14 protein-coding genes are annotated in these 17,622 nt (G+C 67.3%); 7 read left to right on the forward strand and 7 right to left on the reverse strand.

The window, feature by feature from the left end:
* Window positions 1-47: 47 nt before the first annotated feature.
* Both V1Y59_RS20970 and V1Y59_RS20975 read left to right on the forward strand, forming a co-directional pair.
* Window positions 48-2,510, forward strand: a complete 2,463-nt coding sequence (locus V1Y59_RS20970) for a GcvT family protein (RefSeq protein ID WP_330506974.1) — start codon at window positions 48-50, stop codon at window positions 2,508-2,510.
* A 169-nt stretch (window positions 2,511-2,679) separates the two neighbouring features.
* Complete coding sequence (locus V1Y59_RS20975) at window positions 2,680-3,468, forward strand: IclR family transcriptional regulator (protein ID WP_330506975.1); 789 nt, start codon at window positions 2,680-2,682, stop codon at window positions 3,466-3,468.
* Here V1Y59_RS20975 and V1Y59_RS20980 read toward each other — a convergent pair.
* The 3 genes from V1Y59_RS20980 to V1Y59_RS20990 are packed head-to-tail and all read right to left on the reverse strand — an operon-like array spanning window position 3,459 to window position 6,310.
* Window positions 3,459-3,893, reverse strand: a complete 435-nt coding sequence (locus V1Y59_RS20980) for a MerR family transcriptional regulator (RefSeq protein WP_330506976.1) — start codon at window positions 3,891-3,893, stop codon at window positions 3,459-3,461. The two genes, V1Y59_RS20975 and V1Y59_RS20980, sit on opposite strands and share 10 nt — an antisense overlap.
* Window positions 3,883-5,379, reverse strand: a complete 1,497-nt coding sequence (locus V1Y59_RS20985) for a SulP family inorganic anion transporter (protein WP_330506977.1) — start codon at window positions 5,377-5,379, stop codon at window positions 3,883-3,885. The genes V1Y59_RS20980 and V1Y59_RS20985 overlap by 11 nt, the downstream gene beginning before the upstream one ends.
* A gap of 43 nt (window positions 5,380-5,422) precedes the next feature.
* Entirely contained in the window at window positions 5,423-6,310 is an 888-nt protein-coding gene (locus tag V1Y59_RS20990; protein ID WP_330506978.1) for a LysR family transcriptional regulator, read from the reverse strand.
* A 94-nt stretch (window positions 6,311-6,404) separates the two neighbouring features.
* On the opposite strand from V1Y59_RS20990, the gene V1Y59_RS20995 reads away from it, so the two are divergent.
* Window positions 6,405-7,604: an MFS transporter gene (locus V1Y59_RS20995; protein ID WP_330506979.1), complete on the forward strand. Its 1,200-nt coding sequence runs from the start codon at window positions 6,405-6,407 to the stop codon at window positions 7,602-7,604.
* A 12-nt stretch (window positions 7,605-7,616) separates the two neighbouring features.
* On the opposite strand, the gene V1Y59_RS21000 is transcribed toward V1Y59_RS20995, so the two are convergent.
* The gene (locus tag V1Y59_RS21000; protein WP_330506980.1) at window positions 7,617-9,062 is read right to left on the reverse strand and encodes an HNH endonuclease signature motif containing protein; all 1,446 of its coding nucleotides are present in this window, start codon (window positions 9,060-9,062) and stop codon (window positions 7,617-7,619) included.
* 640 nt (window positions 9,063-9,702) lie between these two features.
* Here V1Y59_RS21000 and V1Y59_RS21005 point away from each other — a divergent pair.
* On the forward strand, window positions 9,703-10,515 hold the full coding sequence (locus tag V1Y59_RS21005) for a PIG-L deacetylase family protein (protein WP_330506981.1): 813 nt from the start codon (window positions 9,703-9,705) through the stop codon (window positions 10,513-10,515).
* A gap of 29 nt (window positions 10,516-10,544) precedes the next feature.
* On the forward strand, window positions 10,545-11,225 hold the full coding sequence (locus V1Y59_RS21010) for a nitroreductase (RefSeq protein WP_330506982.1): 681 nt from the start codon (window positions 10,545-10,547) through the stop codon (window positions 11,223-11,225).
* A 13-nt stretch (window positions 11,226-11,238) separates the two neighbouring features.
* Here the strand turns inward: V1Y59_RS21010 and V1Y59_RS21015 are convergent, their stop codons facing one another.
* The 3 genes from V1Y59_RS21015 to V1Y59_RS21025 all read right to left on the reverse strand — a co-directional run bounded on the left by V1Y59_RS21015 (window position 11,239) and on the right by V1Y59_RS21025 (window position 14,555).
* Window positions 11,239-11,661: a DUF779 domain-containing protein gene (locus tag V1Y59_RS21015; RefSeq protein WP_330506983.1), complete on the reverse strand. Its 423-nt coding sequence runs from the start codon at window positions 11,659-11,661 to the stop codon at window positions 11,239-11,241.
* An 81-nt stretch (window positions 11,662-11,742) separates the two neighbouring features.
* A complete protein-coding gene (gene exaC, locus V1Y59_RS21020; RefSeq protein ID WP_330506984.1) occupies window positions 11,743-13,266 on the reverse strand; it encodes an acetaldehyde dehydrogenase ExaC in 1,524 nt (507 codons plus the stop codon).
* 143 nt (window positions 13,267-13,409) lie between these two features.
* A complete protein-coding gene (locus V1Y59_RS21025) occupies window positions 13,410-14,555 on the reverse strand; it encodes a MalY/PatB family protein (protein WP_330506985.1) in 1,146 nt (381 codons plus the stop codon).
* Between the two features lie 140 nt (window positions 14,556-14,695).
* Here V1Y59_RS21025 and V1Y59_RS21030 point away from each other — a divergent pair, with 140 nt between their 5' ends.
* On the forward strand, window positions 14,696-15,499 hold the full coding sequence (locus V1Y59_RS21030; RefSeq protein WP_330506986.1) for an LLM class F420-dependent oxidoreductase: 804 nt from the start codon (window positions 14,696-14,698) through the stop codon (window positions 15,497-15,499).
* 83 nt (window positions 15,500-15,582) lie between these two features.
* Window positions 15,583-17,604 (forward strand): TPM domain-containing protein, encoded by a 2,022-nt coding sequence (locus V1Y59_RS21035; RefSeq protein ID WP_330506987.1) that lies wholly within the window; start codon window positions 15,583-15,585, stop codon window positions 17,602-17,604.
* The last annotated feature ends 18 nt before the right edge of the window (window positions 17,605-17,622 follow it).

The following is a 17,622-nucleotide window of genomic DNA, read 5'->3' on the forward strand; positions in this document are numbered from 1 at the left end:
AGGAACGAGCGAGCGCATCGAGGCCCCCAACGCAAAGGACCCACCCCATGACCACCTCCCCGAAAGTCGTCATCGTCGGCGCCGGCATCGTCGGATCGTCACTCGCCGACGAGCTGACCGCGCGTGGCTGGACCGACGTCACGGTGCTCGACCGCGGCCCGCTGTTCGCCACCGGCGGTTCGACGTCGCACGCCCCCGGACTCGTGTTCGCGACCAATCCGTCGAAAACAATGACCGAACTCGCCTCCTACACGCTGGAGAAGTTCTCGTCGCTGCACCATCCCGACGGCTGGTGCTTCAACCACGTGGGCGGGCTGGAGGTCGCGACCACCGAACGTCGCTGGAACGACCTGCACCGCAAGGCCGGTTGGGCCGCGTCGCGCGGCGTCGACCACGAGCTGCTCGGCCCGGCGGAGGTCGCCGCACTGCATCCGCTGGTGGACCCGGACACCATCCTCGGCGGCCTGCACACACCGCGCGACGGCCTCGCGAAGGCGGTGCGCGCGGTGGAGGCGCAGGCGTGGCGGGCGATGGAACGCGGTGCGACGTTCGTGGGTCACCAGGACGTCGTCGAGGTGATCGAGACCAACGGTCAAGTCCGCGGGGTCCGTACCACCACCGACGTGTTCGATGCCGACATCGTGGTGTGCTGCACCGGATTCTGGGGCCGTGAGTTCGGTCGGCGGGTGGGGTTGACCATCCCGCTGGTCCCGATGGCTCATCAGTACGCCTACACCACCCCACTGGCGTCGCGGCGCGGCACGAACTCCGCTCTCGCCGAGGCGTCGCTGCCGATCCTGCGGCACCAGGACCAGGACCTGTATTTCCGCGAGCACGGCGACCGGCTCGGCATCGGCTTCTACGGTCACCGCCCGATGCCGTCGGATGTCAACGCGCTCGATTACGATTCGACGATCTCGTCCGACGAGATGCCGTCGAAGCTCATGTTCACCCCCGACGACTTCGAGCAGGCCTGGACCGAAAGTGTCGCGCTGCTGCCCGAACTCGGCAACGGCAAGGTGGAGGACGGGTTCAACGGCATCTTCTCGTTCACCCCGGACGGGCAGTCGATCATGGGGCAGCACCGCGAACTCGGCGGCTTCTGGGTCGCCGAGGCGGTGTGGGTCACCCATTCGGCCGGCGTGGCCCGCACGATGGCCGAGTGGATGATCGACGGCACCCCGGGTGTCGACGTGCATGAGGTGGACCTCTATCGCTTCGAGAACGCGGCCTTGTCCGACGAGCACATCCTCACCACGAGCTCGCAGGCCTTCGTCGAGGTGTACGACATCATCCATCCGCACGACCAGCGTGTCGCACCCCGACAGGTCCGCACCAGCCCGTTCCACGACCGCGAGGTGGCGCTGGGTGCGGAGTTCTGGGAGGCCGGCCTGTGGGAGCGTCCGGCATGGTACGAATCCAACGCCGCGCTGCTCGAGCAGATGCTCGCCGACGGCCTGACCGTCCCCGAGCGTGACGAGTGGTCGGCGCGGAACTGGTCGGCGATCTCGGTGGCCGAGGCCGCGCACACCCGCAGCCACGTCGCCGTCTACGACATGACCCCGCTGACCCGCTACGAGCTCTCCGGGCCCGGAGCGCTCGATCTGCTCCAGCGGCTCACCACCAACAATCTCGACAAGTCGGTGGGATCGGTGACCTACACCCTGATGCTGGACGAGAGCGGCGGTGTCCGTTCGGATCTCACAGTCGCCCGGCTGGCCGATGAACTCTTCCAGATCGGCGCCAACGGTCCCGCCGACCTGGACTGGATCAGCCGCCACCTGCCCGACGACAACTCGGTGCGGCTGCGCGACATCACCGGCTCGACCTGCTGCATCGGGCTGTGGGGACCGCACGCGCGTGACGTGCTCGCGCCGTTGACCCCGGCCGACCTCACCAACGACGGCCTGCGGTACTTCCGGTCGATCTCGACGATGGTCGGTCCGGTCCCCGTCACCCTGATGCGGGTGTCGTATGTGGGTGAACTCGGCTGGGAGATCTACACGTCCGCCGAGTACGGCCGCGCCCTATGGGACATGATCTTCGCTGCCGGTGAACCGCACGGCATCATCGCGGCCGGGCGGATCGCGTTCAACAGCCTGCGCATCGAGAAGGGTTACCGGTCGGCCGGTACCGACATGACCACCGAGCACACCCCGACCGCTGCCGGACTCGATTTCGCGGTGCGGATGGGCAAGCCGAGTGACTTCATCGGGAAAGAAGCTCTGGCAGAGCGTGAGTCGACAGCGCGGCTGCGCACCGTCGCGCTGTCCGACCCGGCCGCGGTGGTGCTCGGCAAGGAGCCGGTGTCCATCGACGGTGAGGTGGTCGGGTACGTCACCAGCGCCGGTTGGTCCGCCACCGTCGGCACCTGTCTCGCCTATGCGTGGTTGCCCGCCGACGTCGCGGACGGCACGGAAGTCCAGATCGCCTACCTGACAACGTCATACACGGCAACCGTGGTGGCCGATCCCGTCGTCGACCCGGAGATGGCACGGATCAAGAAGTAGCCGCCCTTCGTGACGATCCTCCGCTAGCGCTCCGGATCTCCTCTGGGAGCGGTGGAGATCGTCACCCCCCCCCGAACCCTGAGGAGCGAGCTTGCGAGCATCACGAAGGGCCGGCCGCGTGTCGGTGTCTCCGATCCCCGTCGGCGCAGCAGGTATCGTGGGTCGGGACATGCCTGCCACCACGCCCGAACCCGACAAGGCCGCCGGGGGCGCCGTCCAATCGGTCGATCGGGCCCTGCACGTGCTCGAGATGATCGGGCGGGCGGGCACCGCCGGGGTCACCGAACTGGCCGTCGAACTCGGCGTGCACAAGTCCACGGTGTCACGGATCATCGGCTCCCTCGAGGCACGGGGTTTCGTCGAGCAGGTGCCGGACAGCCGCAAGTACCGCATCGGCTTCACCGTGGTGCGGTTGGCCGGGTCGACCACCGCGACGCTAGACCTGGCCAAGCAGGGTCAGGACATCTGCAACGCGCTGGCCGCCGACACCGGGGAGACCACCAATCTCGCGGTCCTCGGTGGCGCCGACGCCATCAATGTGGTGGAGGCCCAGGGTTCGTCGAGCGTCGCGTTGCAGACATGGGTCGGACAGTCGACACCCGCGCATGCGACCTCGTCGGGCAAGGCCCTGCTGAGCGGTCTCACAGCGGACGAGCTGCGCGCGACGATGCCCGCCCGGCTGCGGGCGTTCACCGAGAACACCATCACCAGCCTGTCGGCGCTCACTGCGAACCTCGACATCGTCCGGGAGCGGGGATGGGCGATGGCCGAGGAGGAACTCGAGGTCGGTCTCATCGCGGTGGCCGCGCCGATCCGAGACCACACCGGCCGGGTCGTGTCCTCACTGAGCATCTCCGGCCCGCGGTACCGCTTCGCTCCGGAGGACGCACCGCAGGTCGCAGCGAAGGTGATGCGTGCCGCCACCGAGCTGAACGAACGGTTCGGGTACTACGGCTGACGCCCGACCTCACCGACCCGCTCGGCGAGCTGCTCGGTGAGTTCCTCCGCATACGCCAACTGTCGCGCCAGTTTTCGGCACGCGTCGCGGGCCCGTTCACCGAACTCCTCGAGCGTGTCGCATGCCGCGGCCTTCGCCTCGGCGGTGGCGTCCGGGTCGTCGAGCATCTCCTCGGCGTCGAGCAGTCGCCGCATGTCGTCGAGGCTGAACCCGGTGGGTTTCATCCGGCGGATCACCAGCAGCCGATCGATGTCGCCCGGCGTGTAGAGGCGGAACCCCCCCGCCGAACGGGCGGACGGCGTGACCAGACCGACCTCGTCGTAGTGCCGGATCGTCTTGATGGACAACTCGGTTCGGCTGGCCACCTCGCCGATCTGCAGCAGCTCTGTATGCACCGGCTCGACCGGCCCCTGTTCAGTGTCCACCGGCGAGGTGTCCGCTCAGACGTTCGTGGCGGTCGGCGCTGTGGCCGTCGAGTCCGACGATGGTCGCCGTCTTTCCCTTCGCCGCGTACTTGGTCGTGACGGCATCGAGCGTGGCAACGGTCGATGCATCCCAGATGTGTGCGTCGCTCATGTCGATCACCACGTTCTCCGGGTCACCGACGTAGTCGAACTGATAGACGAGGTCGTTGCTGGATGCGAAGAACAGTTCGCCACGAACCGCGTAGACGCGGGTGTCCTCGTCGGGATGTGCGACGTCGACCACCTCGGTCAGGTGCGCCACCCGCCGCGCGAACAACACCATCGCGGTGATCACGCCGACGATGACACCGTAGGCCAGGTTGTGCGTGACCACGGTGACCACCACCGTGGCGAGCATGACGGCGATCTCGCTCTTCGGCATGCGGCGCAACGTCTTCGGGTTGATGCTGTGCCAGTCGAAGGTAGCCACCGACACCATGATCATCACCGCGACGAGCGCGGCCATCGGGATCATCGCCACCACATCGCCGAGGCCGACGACCAGGATCAGCAGGAACACGCCGGCCAGGAAGGTGGAGATGCGGGTGCGGGCGCCGGACGACTTCACGTTGATCATCGTCTGGCCGATCATCGCGCACCCACCCATGCCGCCGAAGAAGCCGGTGACGATGTTGGCGACACCCTGCCCCACCGCTTCCCGGGACTTGTCCGAATGCGTGTCGGTGATGTCATCGACGAGTTTCGCGGTCATCAGCGACTCGAGCAACCCGACCAGCGCCATCGTGAACGCGAACGGCGCGATGATGGTCAGGGTGTCCCAGGTGAACGGCACGTCGGGGATCAGCCATGCCGGCAGGCTGTCGGGCAGTTCGCCCTCGTCGCCGACGTTGGGCACCGACAATCCGGCGACCAATGTGACCGCGGTCAGCAGCACGATCGCCACCAGCGGTGCGGGGATGACGCTGGTGATCCGTGGCAGCAGCACGATGATGGCGATCCCGACGGCCACCATCGGGTACACCAGCCAGGGCACCCCGAGCAGGTGCGGAAGTTGCGCGGTGAAGATGAGAATGGCCAGCGCGTTGACGAACCCGACCATCACGCTGCGCGGGATGAACCGCATGAGCTTCGCGACGCCGAGGCCGCCGAGGACCATCTGGAAGATGCCGGCGAGGATCACGGCCGCGATCAGGTAGTCGAGCCCGTGGCTGGCCACCAACGGCGCGACGACGAGTGCGACCGCACCGGTTGCGGCCGAGATCATCGCGGGCCGACCGCCGACGACGGCGATGGTGACCGCCATCGTGAACGACGCGAACAGGCCGACGCGCGGGTCGACCCCGGCGATGATGGAGAACGAGATAGCCTCAGGGATCAGCGCGAGCGCCACGACCAGGCCGGCGAGGACCTCGGTGCGCAGACGGCGCGGCGACCGAAGCGCGGCGAGCACCGACTGCTCGTGCTGAGGGGTGGTGGGGGTCGACACGAGCGGCGACTCTACCCTCCAGAGAGGGTAGAGTTTCAACTCGTCAGCCGGAGATGTGGTGCGCGCCACTATCTCCGGCAACGACGAACTCGCGGAACCGTTCCGCCGCGGCCGACAGCGGTCGGGGACGAAACCAGGTCAGTCCGATCTCGCGGGACTCGCCGAGCAGGGGTATCAGCGCGACCTCGGGGCTGCGGACCGAGTCGTCGACGGGCACAACCCCGATGCCCAGGCCCGCGCCGACAAGTCCCGTGATGGTGGCCAGCTCGGCGGATTCGAAGGCGATGGTCGGCGCGATATCGGCTGCGGCACACAGTTCGTCGACGATGCGGCGCATGCCGAACCCGTGTTGCATGACGATGAAGTCCTCGTCGGCCGCCTCCGCGAGACCGATGGCGGCGCGGCCGGCGAATCGGTGATCAGAAGGCACGACGAGCGCGAGATCCTGCTGCGCGATCGCGAACCACGCCATGTCCGTGCGCATCGGCCGGGGTGACACGATCGCCAGATCGGCATCACCATCGGCGACGTGATCGACGACCGTCGCCGCCGCATGCTGGGTCAGCGAGAACCGTGCGCCCGGATCGACCTCCCGGAACCGTCTGATCAGGCCCGGAACCATGGACACCCCGAAGGAATGCAGGAAGGCCAGCCGCACGGGGCCGCTGGCCGGCTGCCTCAGGTCCTCGATCTCCCGGCGCGCGATGTCGAGCTGGACACGCGCACGTCGGGTCCGCTCGAGGTAGACCTGCCCGAATCGGTTGAGGACGAGTCGACGGCCGTGCCGATCGAAGAGCGCGACGCCGAGGTCGCGTTCGAGTCGGGCGACGAATCGGGACAGGGTCGGCTGGGACACGTGGAGCTGCTCGCCGGCCGCGGTGAGGTTCTGAGCTTCGGCGATCGCGATGAACCAGTCCAGTTCGTCGTGCACCTTGGCAACTCTAGCTGCGTTTATTCATAGATGAATGAATCTCTGGAACTCCATTCATTTTGCGCAATAGCGCAACGGTGTTTGGCTGAACACGATGACCGCGACCGCCCCCATCTCTACCGCCACCCGCCACACGCTCGGCTCGCCCGGCTATCGGCGGGCCACCATCGCGCTGTTCGCGGCCGGCATGACGACGTTCATGGCTTTGTATTACGTGCAGGCGCTGCTGCCGCAGTTGTCCGACCACTTCGGCGTCTCCCCCACCTCGGCGGCGTTGTCGGTGTCGCTCACCACCGGTTTCCTCGCAGTCGCGATCATCCCGGCCAGCGTTCTGTCGGAGCGGTTCGGCCGGGTGCGGGTCATGGTGATCTCCGCGCTGGCCGCATCGATCGTCGGCGTCGCGCTGCCGTGGGCACCAACCGTCGAGGTGCTGCTCGCCGGGCGCGCACTGCAGGGAGTGCTGTGCGCGGGCGTGCCCGCGGTGGCGATGGCGTATCTCGCCGAGGAGGTCGACGGCGCCTCGCTCGGAACAGCGATGGGCCGCTACGTCGCGGGCACCACCATCGGCGGTCTGACCGGTCGCCTGATCCCAGGGATCGCGGTCGACGTCGTGGCGTGGCAGTGGGCGATGCAGATCGCCTGCCTGGTGTCGTTGGCGTTCGCGATCATGTTCTGGCGCACGATCCCCGCGTCGCAGTTCTTCACGCCGCGGCGTATCTCACCGGCGACCACGCTCCGCAACCTGCTCACCCACCTGCGCGACCCGGGACTGTGGCCGCTGTTCGTGCTCGGGTTCGTGTTGATGGGCGGCTTCGTCACCGTCTACAACTTCGTCGGCTATCGGCTGCTCCGGGAACCGTTCTCGCTCAGTGAGGCTGTCGTCGCGACCGTGTTCGTGATGTATCTGGCCGGAACGTTCTCCTCCACCTACGCCGGCCGGATGGCCGACCGCCTCGGTCGGCGTCCGGTGCTCGTCGTCGCCGTGTCGACGATGCTGGGCGGTCTCGCACTGACGTTGCCCGAGCAACTTCCGCTCGTGCTGGTCGGCATGCTGCTGTTCACCGGCGGATTCTTCGCCGCCCACTCCGTGGCCAGCGGCTGGGTGTCCGCGCGCGCCACCGAGCATCGCGCCGAGGCGTCGTCGCTCTACCTGTTCCACTACTACCTCGGCAGTTCGGTGGTCGGCGCGCTCGGCGGACTGGCCTTCTCCGCGTTCGGCTGGGCAGGTGTCGTCGCCGCGGTGGCCGTCCTCGTGGTGATCGGATTGGGGCTCGCGGTACTGGGTCGACGCTGATGGCGACGAGGTTCAGAACGGCGGTGGATTCTGCTCGTTCCATCGGTCCATCGCCCGCTTGTCGGCACGTTTGACCGCCGCACCTCGCTGGGTCCGGATGGTGTCGATGCGTTGTCGGGCGGGGTCGTCGGGTGGTCTCGTTGCTCGGGTCAACGATCCGAACAGGTCTCGGCCGGTGAACGCGTTGCCCAGATAGGTGTGGCCGGTGGGTGATTGGAAGAACACCTCGCCGAGAGGATCCTGATAATCGCGCCACCCGGCGGCGAAGGTCTTGATCCGGTGATAAAAACGGCACAGCGGCTTCAGGTTTCGAGGGTCTGTTGGGCCGCCGTCAGCGTGCGGGACGGAGTGGTCGACGTCGGCGTGGAACGCCCGGTTGTTGCAACCGGGGAAGCTACAGCACGATTCGCCGGAGCGGATGAGGTCGGCAACCTTCTTGCTCGGTGCGTAGCGGTCGACCTGTGCGGTGTTCGCGGAGTCGGGGTTCACGTAGCAACGCTGCGCCTCCGAGACGAGTGCCCGCGCGGTGTCGGCATCGATGACGCCCTGGCCGTCGAGGAACGCCGGGTCGTCGTCATGGCCGAGCAGGGTGCTCAGGTTGACGACGATGTGAAATGTTGGACGCGGGGCCACCTGATCGGAGGTGGTAGTGCTTTCCGGTTCGGCCGGAACAGGTTCGGCACCTTCTGCGTCGGCCTCGTCGTCGTCGGAGCATGCCTCACAGCGGCAGGTGAGGGCGGTGGAACCGTTGGCCAGGGCGACGAGCGCGTCGGCGCGGCGTTGCGCGGCTGTCCGGGGATCAGCGTTGTGGACAGAGGCGGCCATCGCATTGAGTCGGGCGTCGACGGCGGCGGCCTGTTCTGCCGGTAGGGCACCACCGATGCGGGCCTGACCGGGTGTGTGGCGGTCGGGTCGGACGCTGATGTTCCGGTCCTTGTCGACGACTTCACGACGCCGCCGGGTGGCGGCAGGGTCGATCTTGGCGATGAGTTTGTCGATCATTGCGAGGAAGCGGGTCATCGACATCGGCTCGCGGGTCTCGATCGCCTCGGCGATGAGCTTGTCGAGCAGATCCAGGTTCTCGGGTGTGCAGAGACTGGTGCGGCGCACGATCGCGAGAAACCGGGGAAGGTCGATGCGGCCTGCGCCGAGGGTGGCACCGGTGAACGGCAACTGGTGGCGCAGGACACTGCCGGCTTCGATGAACTCACGGGCGCGTGCCGGTGGGACAGTCAGGGCCGCACCGACTTCCGCGACAGCCTGCTCGAGCCCGTTGGGGCCGTACTGGGCGCGCGGGTCCTCACCGGCGGCGGCACGCGTAGCCAGGCGTTCGAGGTCGGCCAGGGAGGTCGATTCCTCGCCGAGCGCGGCGGCCAGGCGGACGAGGTGGTCTTGCTCGCGTTCCTCGTGGATGAGGCTGGCGGCCTGCAGCATTCGATAGTCGGACGCCGCGCGCACTGCGTTCGTGTGAGCACCTCGATCAGTTCGGTCGCCGAGTGCTGCTCATCCTCGCCCATCTGGGCCAGCGGACGCGCGGTCGATTGCATGAGTTCAAGGTATCGGTAGGGTCTGACAACTTTCGTCGCACAGATCAGGGCCCGGTTGCTTGTGGACAACCCTCCCGCGGGCGTTGCGTTCGGGGCGTGGTGACACTGAAAATTTCAGTTATGGGTCACCGGGTCTCGATACGCCACTCGCTGCCGCTCGCGACTACTCGACCACCGAGAAGAGGCAGATCAGGGCCCGGCTGCTTGTGGACAACCGTCCGCGGGCGTTGCGTTCGGGGCGTGGTGACACTGGAGTTTCGTTTATGAGTCACCGGGCCTCGATACGTCACTCGCTGCCACTCGCGACTACTCGACCACCGAGAAGAGCCAGATCGGCAGCCGGCTGCTTGTGGACAACCGGCCCCGGGGGCGTTGGGTTCGGGGCGTGGTGACGTCGGAGATTCGTTTACGGGTCACCGGGTCTCGATACGTCACTCGCTGCCACTCGCGACTACTCGACCAGCGAGCAGAGCGCAGATCAGGAGCCGGTTGGTTGTGGCTAAACGGGAGGTGGTCGGTGCGGCTCGCGTCGGTCCGAGCATGATCGACCCATGAGCACAATCGTCTTCGTCCATGCGCACCCCGACGACGAGGCCACCGGCACGGCCGGAACCATGATCCGCGCGTCGCGGGAGGGGCACCGTGTGGTCGTTGTGTACTGCACGGATGGGGACCCGGGTGATGTGCCCGATGATCTGGCGCCGGGCGAGACGGTGGTGAGTCGTCGCAGCGGTGAGGCGGAGGCCTCGGCGCTCATCACCGGAACCGCGCGCGTGGCCTGGCTGGGATACGCGGACTCGGGGATGACCGGCTGGGCGCGAAACAACACCGACGGGGTCTTCTCGCGCGCCGACGTCGGCGAGGCGGCACGCCGGCTGGCCGACATCCTCGACGAGGAGGACGCGGATGTCGTCGTCGGCTATGACTGGCACGGCGGTTACGGCCACCCCGATCACATCATGTTGCACCGGACCACCCTTGCCGCAGCCGATCTCGCGGCGAAGCGGCCCCGCTACCTTGAGGTGACGATGAACCGGGATCTGATGAGGCAGCTGTTCACGCTCGCCAAAGAAATGGGTATGGACGAGGGATTCGACCCGGACACCCGCGGCGACGACGGGAACCCGATCGGTACCCCCGAGGCCGACCTGCACTGGGCCGTCGACCTCGGCGACGACGTGACGGCAAAGCGCGAGGCACTCGCCTGCCACGCCAGTCAGAGCGACGTCAAAGAGATGCTCGCGATTCCGGTCGAGGTGTTCCCGTTCGCGTTCGGCACCGAGCACTACATCGAGCCGGGCCGCCCGCCAGGGATGGTGCGGGGTTGGTGGCTGGACGATGTGGAGCGTGGAATACTGCCGTGAAGTTCGATTCGCGCGAGGAGAGATCGACAATGGATTACGACGAAGTGATTCTCGGGCGCCGCAGCATCCGCGGGTTCACGCCCGACCCGGTCCCACGGGAACTGATCGAGGAGATCCTCGCACTCGCGATGCGCGCCCCGTCGTCGATGAATACACAGCCCTGGAACTTTCATGTGATCACGGGAGAACCCCTCGATCGCATCCGGGCGGGGAACACCGAGCGCAACCTCGCCGGTGTGCCACATTCACGGGAGTTCCGGACTGGCGCGGAGAAGTTCACCGGTACGCATCGTGAGCGCCAGGTCCAGGTTGCGAAGCAACTGTTCGGCGCGATGGGCATCGCCCGCGACAACACGGAGAAGCGGCACGACTGGGTGCTGCGGGGATTCCGTCAGTTCGATGCTCCGGTGTGTGTGATCGTGACCTACGACCGCATCCTCGACGGCAGCGACGACACACCCTTCGATTGCGGTGCGGTCTCCACCGCTCTGGTCAACGCGGCGTGGTCCCGCGGCCTGGGGGCGGTGATCAACAGTCAGGGCATCATGCAGTCGCCCGTCGTGCGAGAACATGCCGGCATCCCGGACGACCAGGTGATCATGAAGAGCATCGCGTTGGGCTGGCCGGATCACTCCTTCCCGGCCAATGCGGTTGTCTCCGAACGTAAGACGGTCGAGGAAGCCGCCACCTTCGTGGGATTCGAACACTAGTCGGGTTCGAACCCTAGATTCCGACGGCGGCCCCGGTCAATGGCGGTGACGCCGCCAGGATCTCGTTCTCGTCATCGCTGAAAGCCCGTGCACGCGAGAGAAAACGAACACCCTCGGGCGCCTCGAGACTGAATCCGGCACCCCGTCCCTTGACGACGTCGAGGATCAGTTGGGTGTGCTTCCACAGTTCGAACTGGTCGCCGTTGATCCACACCCGCACCGCGGGAAGGGGTTCCGCCAGTTCGATTTCTCCGACGAGCACGTCGCGTTGACCGACGCGATACTCGCCGACCGGATAGCACATGGGGGCGGAGCCGTCACAGCATCCACCGGATTGGTGGATCATGAGTCCGCCGTGGAGCTCCGACAGCTTGGTCAGGAGCTCCACGGCGGTGTCTGTGGCGACCACCCGATCAGGAACCTGCTGGTCCGACACGGGTTTTCACCTCTGCTTTCTGGTTGTGGCCCTTCGTGACGCTCGGCTAGCGCCTCGCTCCTCAGGGACCGGGGACTCAGATCAGAAGAAGCCCTTGGCACTCTGAGCGTAACCAACCAGCAGGTTCTTCGTCTGCTGATAGTGCTCGAGCATCATCAGGTGGGTTTCGCGACCGATGCCCGACTGCTTGTAACCACCGAAGGCGGCGTGGGCCGGGTAGTCGTGGTAGGTGTTCGTCCACACGCGTCCCGCCTGGATCTCGCGACCGGCACGGTAGGCGGTGGCACCGTCGCGGCTCCACACGCCCGCGCCGAGCCCGTAGAGGGTGTCGTTGGCGATGTGGATGGCGTCCGCGTAATCGGAGAAGGTCGTGACCGCGAGCACCGGCCCGAAGATCTCCTCCTGGAAGATGCGCATCTTGTTGTGCCCGTCGAAGACGGTGGGCTTGATGTAGTAGCCGCCCGACAGATCGCCGCCGAGGTCGGCGGGCTCACCACCGATGAGCACCTTCGCGCCTTCTTCCTGGCCAATGGTGAGGTAGGAGCTGATCTTCTCGAACTGGTCGTTGGACGCCTGCGCACCCATCATCGTGTCGGTGTCGAGGGGGTTGCCCTGCTTGATCTGGCTGACCCGATCGACGGCCTTGGCGATGAAGTCGTCGTAGATGTTCTCCTGGATGAGCGCGCGGCTCGGGCAGGTGCAGACCTCGCCCTGGTTGAGCGCGAACATCGAGAAGCCTTCCAGCGCACGGTCGAGGAAGCCGTCGTCGGCGCTCATCACGTCGGAGAAGAAGATGTTCGGGCTCTTGCCGCCGAGTTCGAGGGTGACCGGGATGAGGTTCTCCGAGGCGTACTGCATGATCAGGCGGCCGGTGGTCGTTTCACCGGTGAACGCGATCTTGCGGATGCGGTTGCTCGACGCGAGCGGCTTGCCGGCCTCCACACCGAAGCCGTTGACCACGTTGAGCACACCCGCGGGCAGCAGATCCGAGATGAGGCTCATCAGGTAGAGGATCGACGCGGGGGTCTGCTCGGCGGGCTTGAGCACCACGGCGTTGCCGGCGGCGAGCGCGGGGGCCAGCTTCCACACGGCCATCAGGATGGGGAAGTTCCACGGGATGATCTGTCCGACAACGCCGAGCGGCTCGTGGAAGTGGTAGGCGACGGTGTCCTCGTCGACCTCGGAGATCGAACCCTCCTGGGCGCGCAGCGCACCGGCGAAGTAGCGGAAGTGGTCGATCGCCAAGGGGATGTCGGCGGCCAGGGTCTCACGGACGGCCTTGCCGTTGTCCCAGGTCTCGGCGACGGCGAGCTTCTCCAGGTTCTCTTCCATGCGATCGGCGATGCGCAGCAGCGTCAGTGACCGTTCGGCGACCGGCACCTTGCCCCACTGCGGTGCGGCCTTGTGTGCGGCGTCCAGCGCCAGTTCGATGTCCTCGGCGGTGGACCGCGCGACCTCGCAGAACGTCTTGCCGTCGACCGGGGAGGGATTCTCGAAGTACTGTCCCTTCACCGGCGGCGTCCACTGGCCGCCGATCCAGTTGTCGTAGCGGGACTCGAAGCTCATCACCGATCCCTCGGCTCCGGGCTTTGCGAAGACGGTCATCTCGTACTCCTCAGGTGGTTCCAATGTCGTGGTTCCAGGTGTCACGTGCGCCACTAGGGGTGGCTGAAGTGATCGGGTGCACACGGTAGGAGTGAGTGCGTTGCACCTGCGTTGCAGGACGTGCAACGATGCCGAACCGCAGGTCAGACGGACCGAGCGATGCGTTGCACACCTTCGATAACGAGTTCTGGAGCGCATCCCACGTTCATTCGGGCGAAGCCGCGGCCCTGCTCGCCGAACGCCGGCCCCGAATGCAGCGCGAGGCGTCCACGCTCCAGGATCGGTGCCGCTGGGTCGTCGCCGAGGCCGAGCGCGCGGAAGTCGAGCCACGCCAGGTACGACGCGGTCGGTCGGTGCAGCACCACCTCGGGCACCTCGTCGTCGAGCACCTGCCCGAGGATGTCGAGATTCTCCACGATTCGGTCGACAGTGGAGAAGAGCCAGTCGTCGCCGCCGGTGAACGCCGCTTCGGTGGCCGCCCGTCCGAGGATGCTCGTCCGGAATCCGACCTCGGCGGGCTGGCGATCGAGCAGCGCGCGGGTGCGGTCGGATGCCGCGACCATGAGCGCGCACTTGGCGCCCGCGATGTTGAAGCCCTTGCTGGCCGAATGGGCCGCGATGCCGACCTCGCGCGCGGTGTCCCCGACGGACAGGAACGGGACGAACGTCGGTTCGAAGTGGTGGATCAGGGGTGCGTGGATCTCGTCGCTGACCACGACGGCGTCGTGTTCGGCCGCCAACTCGGCCAACGCGACGAGGTGCTCGCGTGGGTGCGCGAGGCCGAGCGGGTTGTGCGGATGACACAGCAGCACGGCGCGGGCCCCCGCACGCAACGCCGATTCGATCCCGCCGAGATCGAGGGTCCAGCGGGTGCGGTCGAGCTGCAGCGGCACCTCCGCGACACGTCCGCCCGCCTCCGGGATCAGTTCGAAGAACGGCGGGTAGACGGGCGGCGTGATGACCACCGGGTCGCCCGGTTCGATCGCCACCCGCAACGCCTCGACGATGACCACGCTGACGTCGGTCGTGAGGCGGACATCGGCCGGATCGACGGTCCACGCCCAGTGCCGATCGGCGAACCCGCTGAACGCGGTGCCGACCCCTCCCGGGCCATCGCAGTATCCGATGTCGGACGTCTGGACCTGCTCGAGCATCGCCTCCGTGACGACCGGCGCGAGGTCGAAATCCATCTCGGCGACGAACATGGGGAGCACGTCGTCGGGGTAGGTGCTCCACTTCGCACTGGTTCGTCGGCGCAGGGCGGCGAGGTCAGGGGCGTGAGGGATCACGAATCCCTGCTTACCATCATCGATTCCGCGAGGCGTGCCCACTCGATGCGAAACAGCGCCCACTCGACGAGAAACGGCACCCAGTCGACGGGACCGAATCGGACAGTGACGCTCCGACAATCCTTCGGCAGACTGGCGTCATGACCTTCACCGCACGCGATTTCCCTGTCCGCATCGGCGTCCAGCTCCAGCCGCAGCACGCTCCCGAGTACTCGATGATCCGCGACGCCGTGCGCCGCGCCGAGGATCTGGGCGTCGATGTCGCCTTCAACTGGGACCATTTCTACCCGCTGTACGGCAATCCGGACGGCGAGCACTTCGAGTGCTGGACCATGCTCGGCGCCTGGGCGGAACAGACCAGCCGCGTCGAGATCGGCGCGCTGGTGACCTGCAATTCCTACCGCAACCCGGAACTGCTGGCCGATATGGCCCGCACGGTCGACCACATGTCGGACGGCCGTCTCATTCTCGGTATCGGCTCAGGCTGGTTCGAGAAGGACTACGACGAATACGGCTACGAGTTCGGCACGGCCGGCAGCCGCCTGAACGACCTGGGCGCCGCCCTGCCGCGGATCTCCGATCGCCTCGGCAAGCTGAATCCGCAGCCGACCCGCGACATCCCGGTACTGATCGGTGGCGGCGGGGAGAAGAAGACGTTGCGCCACGTCGCCGAGCACGGGAACATCTGGCACTACTTCGTGGATGTGCCCAGCTACGAACGTAAGTCGGGCATCCTCGCCGACCACTGCGCATCGGTGGGCCGTGACCCGTCGACCATCGAACACTCGGCGGGTTTGCAGGCCCGGACCGTCGACGACGCGCTGACCGAGGCGGAAGAACTGGTCAAGGCCGGTATCTCCCTCATCACGGTCGGCGCGTCGGGTCCGAAGTACGACCTGACCGTGCTGGAAGCGGTCTGCAAGTGGCGCGACAACCACAACTGAGCACCGACCCGAACTGACGAACGGCTGACACGGCGGGCGGCGGCACGCGGGACCGCCCGCCGATGGCGGATACATTGGGACGCATGCTTGCCGCCGCCACGCACACCTGTCGGTTGGGCCCGACCCGCGTCGTCCTCGGCCTGGCCGCTCTCGTCCTCGGTGTTGTCGCGCTGCTCGGATCCACCCCGGCGCACGCGGAACCACCGTCGCGCCTGCCGACGCAGGTCGTGGACTCCGCCAATGTGCTGACCACCACGCAGCGCACGGACCTCCAGGAGTCGACCGACCAGCTCTACACCGACCACGACGTGATGCTGTGGGTGGTCTACGTCCGCGACTTCGACGGCATGTCCGCCGAGCAGTGGGCGGCGCAGACCGCCGCGACCAGCGACCTCGGCGACCGCGACGTGCTGCTCACCGTCGCCACCGAGGACCGCGGCTACTACTTCGACGCCCCCGAGGAGATCGACGGTCTCGACCAGGAGGCACTCGACGAGATCGCCCGCGACGACATCGTGCCGGCGCTGCGCGACAGCGACTGGGCCGGCGCCGGCGAGGCTGCCGTGAACGGCATCAACTCCGCGATGACGCCATCGAACGCGGGCCTCTACACCGCGCTGGCTGTCGGTGGGGTCGTCGTGGTGGGCGGCGGTGCCGCGCTGCTGTATCGCCGGCGGCGCAAGCAACAGCGCATCGAATCCGGCCTCGAGGCGATGCGGGAGCAGGAGCTGACCGGCGACGAACTGGTCGAGCAGCCGCTCGACGTCCTCGACCCGTGGTCGCGTGAGGTGCTGACCGACACCGACAACGCGATCCGGACCAGCGAGGAGGAGCTGCAGCTCGCCATCGGCGAGTTCGGTGAGACCGAGACGGCGCCCTTCACCGAGGCGCTGACGGCGGCGAAGCAGGGATTGGCGGAGTCGTTCGCGGTGCGTCAGCGACTCGACGACGCCATCCCCGAGACCCCCGACGAACAGCGCGCGATGCTGGTGCAGATCATCACCACCTGCACCGACGTCGACGCGGCGCTCGACGCGCAGGTGGAGAACTTCGACGCGATGCGTAATCTGCTCATCAACGCCGACACCCGGCTCGACGAGCTCACCCGCAAGCTCGTCGCCGCACGCGCCCGGATGGAACGGTCACAGACCAAGCTCGACACGTTGATCGGCAAGCACGGTGAGACGGTGTTGGTGTCGATCGCCGACAACGTCGATCTGGCGCGTGACGAGATCGAGTTCGCCGAGCACAGCGCCGACCAGGGCCGCGAGGCGGTGTCCGCACCGGCAGGTGAACAGGGTCCTGCGGTGGCCGCGATCCGCTCCGCGGAGGGCGCGTTGGATCAGGCGAACAAACTGCTCGACGCGATCGACAACGCGGAAGGCAACATCGCGGCCGCGAACACGCGGATGCCGGCTCTGATCGACGAGGTCGACGGCGAACTCACCGAGGCGCAGGCGCTGGCCGGCGACGGCGGGCCGGCGCTGGCCACGGCCGTCGAGAGGGCCACCGCGGCGCTGTCGGCGGCGCGGACCGGCTTCGACGACGACCCGCTCGGCACGTTCACCGCGCTGGTGGATGCCGACGCCGACCTCGACGATGCGCTGGACGCCGCGCGCGCCACCTCGGCCGAGCGGCAACGGCGTTCGGAGCTCGTCAACGCCGCGGTCACCTCCGCGCAGGCGAAGATCTCGACCGCGAGCGATTTCATCTCGACCCGCCGCGGAGCGATCCAGTCCGTCGCCCGCACGCGACTGGCCGAGGCGCAGCGGCTGCTGGCCGAGGCCACGGAGTCCGCCCAGGCCGATCCGACCGGGGCGGCACAGAGCGCCCGCCGGGCCGGCTATCTCGCCGACCAGGCCTTGATGGCCGCCCAGGGCGACGTCGTGCAGTGGCACCAGAGTCAGCCGCCGCAGTCGACACCGTCGGTGGGCGGTGCGGTCCTCGGCGGCATCCTCGTCGACAGTTTCCTGCGCGGCACCCGCGGTGGCGGTCGCGGTTGGGGTGGCGGATTCGGCGGCGGCTACGGCAGCGGCGGCCGCAGCCCCGGCTCCTTCGGCGGGTCGGGCAGTTCCGGGCGGATCGGGGTCGGCGGGCGGTTCTGAGACCACCCGTCCGACCCC

It is taken from the genome of Gordonia prachuapensis, assembly GCF_036350515.1.
GTDB lineage: Bacteria > Actinomycetota > Actinomycetes > Mycobacteriales > Mycobacteriaceae > Gordonia > Gordonia prachuapensis.

Coding starts and splice junctions, on each gene's coding strand:
- V1Y59_RS20970 (WP_330506974.1), top strand. CDS start 48: ATGACCACCTCCCCGAAAGTCGTCATCGTCGGCGCCGGCATCGTCGGA.
- V1Y59_RS20975 (WP_330506975.1), top strand. CDS start 2,680: ATGCCTGCCACCACGCCCGAACCCGACAAGGCCGCCGGGGGCGCCGTC.
- V1Y59_RS20995 (WP_330506979.1), top strand. CDS start 6,405: ATGACCGCGACCGCCCCCATCTCTACCGCCACCCGCCACACGCTCGGC.
- V1Y59_RS21005 (WP_330506981.1), top strand. CDS start 9,703: ATGAGCACAATCGTCTTCGTCCATGCGCACCCCGACGACGAGGCCACC.
- V1Y59_RS21010 (WP_330506982.1), top strand. CDS start 10,545: ATGGATTACGACGAAGTGATTCTCGGGCGCCGCAGCATCCGCGGGTTC.
- exaC (WP_330506984.1), bottom strand. CDS start 13,266: ATGACCGTCTTCGCAAAGCCCGGAGCCGAGGGATCGGTGATGAGCTTC.
- V1Y59_RS21030 (WP_330506986.1), top strand. CDS start 14,696: ATGACCTTCACCGCACGCGATTTCCCTGTCCGCATCGGCGTCCAGCTC.
- V1Y59_RS21035 (WP_330506987.1), top strand. CDS start 15,583: ATGCTTGCCGCCGCCACGCACACCTGTCGGTTGGGCCCGACCCGCGTC.